Raw genomic sequence first — 3525 nt, 5'->3', positions numbered from 1 at the left:
TCAGGAGCATCGACGCCGCGGTCACGGCGAGCGCGGCCAGCACCCCGCGCCACCCCCAGAGCTCGTGCGCGAGACTGCCGACGGGCGGCGCGACCAGCGGCGCGACGCCTACGACCATCGCGATCAGGCTGAGCGCCTTGACCGCGTTCTCGCCCCGGCTCAGATCGGCCGCGATCGCCCGGGCGAGCACGATGCCGGCCGCGCCGGAGATGCCCTGGACGAGTCGCAGCGCGATCAGTACCTCGATGGTGGGGGAGAAGACCGTCGCGACGCTGGCCGTGGTGAAGACGGCCGTACCCGCGATTAGGACCGGCCGCCTGCCGAGCGAGTCGGAGAGCGGACCAAGCACCAGCTGCCCCGCGCCGAGGCCGAAGAAGAAGAGCGAGAGCGTCAGCTGGACGCGCGACGGCGAGGTCTGCAGGTCGGCGGCGATGCTCGGGATCGAGGAGAGGTAGAGGTCCGTGGCGAGCGCGCTGGTAGCGGCGAGCAGGCCGAGTGCGGCGAGGAGCCCGGCGGTGAGTCGCGGCTGGGCGGTGGGCACGGCACTCCTCACGGATCGGTTCTTCTGCGATTATGAGCGTACCGCTTGTGCTTGGCCGTCCAGCGCAGCGATGCCCGACTGCAGTGCACGGTGCCGGCGCGCGGCACAGGCCATCGCGGCGAAGTTAGACTGGATCGATATGTCCGAACGCGGCACCAGCGCGTGAACACCGGAGGATCCCACCCCATGAGCGAGCAGCCCGACAGCGCCCGGCCCGAAGCCCTGAGCGAGGAAGAGATCTTCGAGCAGAAGCGCGTGCGGCTCGAGAAGCGCGAGCGCCTGAACGAGGGGGCCGAGCTCGGCGGCGGCGCCTACCCGGTCGTGCTGCCCGTCACCGCGACCATCCCCGAGGTCCGGGCGAAGTGGGGGCACCTCGAGGACGCGCCCGACAGCGCGAGCGGCGAGACCGTCGGCATCGCGGGCCGCGTCGTCTTCCAGCGCAACACGGGCAAGCTCTGCTTCGCGAGCCTGCAGGCCGGCGACGGCACCCGCATCCAGGCGATGGTGAGCCTCGCGGGGGTCGGTGAGGAGTCGCTCGCCCGCTACAAGGAGCTCGTCGACCTCGGCGACCACCTCTTCGTGCGCGGCGAGGTCATCTCGAGCCGTCGCGGCGAACTCTCGATCATGGTGCAGGAGTGGCGGGTCGCGGCGAAGGCGCTCGCACCGCTGCCGAACATGTACGCCGAGCTGAACGAGGAGACGCGCGTGCGTCAGCGCTACCTCGACCTGATCCAGCGGGAGCAGGCCCGCGTCAACGTGGTCACCCGCGCGAAGACCATGGCGAGCCTGCGCAAGACGTTCGCCGAGCGCGACTTCATCGAGGTCGAGACCCCGATGCTGCAGACGATGCACGGCGGCGCCTCCGCCCGCCCCTTCGTGACGTACGCGAACGCCTTTGACACCGAGCTCTACCTGCGCATCGCGCCCGAGCTGTACCTCAAGCGCGCCGCGGTCGGCGGGCTCGAGCGCGTGTTCGAGATCAACCGCAACTTCCGCAACGAGGGCGCAGATTCCACGCACAGCCCCGAGTTCGCGATGCTCGAGTCGTACCAGGCCTACACCGACTACAACGGCATCGCCGACCTCACGCAGGCGCTGATCCAGAACGCGGCGCTCGCGGTCAACGAGGGCACCGAGCGCGAGGGTACCCGGACCGTGCGGTGGGCCGACGGCACGCTGTTCGACCTCGGCGGCGACTGGGATCGCATCTCGATGTACGGCACGCTCTCGGAGGCCGCCGGCCGCGAGATCACGCCCGAGACGAGCGTCGAGGAGCTGCTCGCGCTCGCCGAGGCGGAGGGCGTCGAGGTGAGGCTTCCGAACCACGGCAAGCTGGTCGAGGAGCTGTGGGAGCACTTCGTGAAGGACGGCCTCACGGCGCCGACCTTCGTGATGGACTTCCCGGTCGAGACCAGCCCGCTGACGCGGCACCACCGCTCGATTCCGGGCGTCGTCGAGAAGTGGGATCTCTACGTGCGCGGCTTCGAGCTGGCAACGGGGTACTCCGAGCTGGTCGACCCCGTCGTGCAGCGGGAGCGCTTCGTGCAGCAGGCGGCCGAGGCGGCGCGCGGCGACGACGAGGCGATGCGGATCGACGAGGAGTTCCTGCGGGCGCTCGAGCACGGCATGCCGCCGTCGGGTGGCATGGGTATGGGCATGGACCGGCTGCTCATGGCGCTGACCGGCCTCGGCATCCGCGAGACCATCCTCTTCCCGCTGGTGAAGTGACGGTTCGTCCTTGTCGAACCGTCATCCTGCGCGGAGACGCGCAGCGACGGAGTCGCAGGATCCCGCCCCTCGCATGAGAACCGGCGATCCGCCTGCGGCAGACGCAGGATGACGAGCACGATGTGAGCGGAATGGAACTTGACCCGCGGGCTGCGGCTGGCAGCCCCCTCTATCGGCGGGCGCTCGTCGCTCTCTTCGGGGCCGGTGTCGCGACGTTCGCGCTCGTCTACTCGCCGCAGGCGCTCCTGCCCGACATCGCGCGGGAGTTCGCCATGAGCGCGAGCGCATCGTCGTTCGCCATCGGAGCGACCACGCTCGGGTTGGCCGCCGGCATGCTGGCCTGGGCGAAGGTCGGAGAACGCGTCGGCCGAGTGTGGGCGATGCGCTGGGCCATGGTGCTCGCCGTCGCGGTGGGGCTCATCACGCCGTTCTCGCCGGGATTCGCCTCACTGGTCGTGATGCGCTTCATCGAGGGGCTGATGCTCGCGGGGCTGCCGGCCATCGCGGTGACCGCGCTGGCCGAGACGGTGGCGCCGCTCGCTCTCGGCAGCGCGGTCGGCGCATTCATCGCGGGGAATACGATCGGCGGGCTTTCGGGTCGTATTATCGCGGCCACGACCGCCGAGTACTTCGGCTGGCACGGTGGGCTCTTCTGCGTTGCTCTCCTCGCTCTCGCGGGGGCCGTGCTGTTCCTCATCCTCATGCCGGGGCCGGTCGTTCCGGCGGCGAGAAGTCTGCCGGTATTCCGTGCGCTGATCGAGAATCTGCGTACTCCCGCCGTGGCCGTCATGGTGGCGCAGGCATTCCTGCTGATGGGCGGATTCGTCGCAGCCTACAACTACCTGGCGTTCCGTCTGCAGGCCGAGCCGTTCGGGCTCAGCCCGGCGCAGGTGTCGTGGCTGTTTCTCGCCTACCTCGCTGGTGCAGCGGCCTCGCGCGGCGTGTGGCTGCTGGTGCGCACGGCGCCGCCGACCGGTGTGCTGCTCGGTGGCCTGGCGACGATGCTGCTCGGGCTTGGCGTCACCCTGCTGCCGTGGCTCCTCGCCATCATCGTGGGCCTCGTGCTGTTCACGGTCGGCTTCTTCGGCGCGCACTCGGTCGCGCTCACGCTCGCGAGCCGACGGGCGGGCGACGGCGGTCGCAGTGTCGCCCCCTCGCTCTACAACCTCGCCTACTATGCCGGATCGACGCTGTTCGGCTGGGTCGGCGGGCTGGCCTTCGCGGCCGCCGGCTGGGGCGGTGCGGTGGCCATGGTC

The 3525-nt window shown here is 70.2% G+C and carries 3 protein-coding genes; 2 read left to right on the top strand and 1 reads right to left on the bottom strand.

From position 1 onward, the window contains the following. A partial coding sequence (locus tag ACFPZL_RS11230; RefSeq protein WP_382335454.1) for an MFS transporter occupies positions 1–541 on the bottom strand: 541 nt, incomplete at its 3' end. A 186-nt stretch (positions 542–727) separates the two neighbouring features. On the opposite strand from ACFPZL_RS11230, the gene lysS reads away from it, so the two are divergent. Together lysS and ACFPZL_RS11220 are read left to right on the top strand one after the other, a co-directional pair. Further along, entirely contained in the window at positions 728–2269 is a 1542-nt protein-coding gene (gene lysS, locus ACFPZL_RS11225) for a lysine--tRNA ligase (RefSeq protein WP_218114613.1), read from the top strand. A gap of 131 nt (positions 2270–2400) precedes the next feature. Further along, positions 2401–3525 (top strand): MFS transporter (locus ACFPZL_RS11220; RefSeq protein WP_382335452.1); only part of this gene is annotated, 1125 nt, incomplete at its 3' end.

The sequence above is a fragment of the Leucobacter soli genome, assembly GCF_042659205.1.
Taxonomy (GTDB): Bacteria; Actinomycetota; Actinomycetes; order Actinomycetales; family Microbacteriaceae; genus Leucobacter; species Leucobacter soli.
Note: the sequence above shows the minus strand (reverse complement) of the source record. Positions and strands in the feature narration are given on the sequence as shown.

Bases quoted from the DNA above. Each gene is read 5' to 3' on its own strand.
- lysS (WP_218114613.1), top strand. From the start codon at position 728: ATGAGCGAGCAGCCCGACAGCGCCCGGCCCGAAGCCCTGAGCGAGGAA.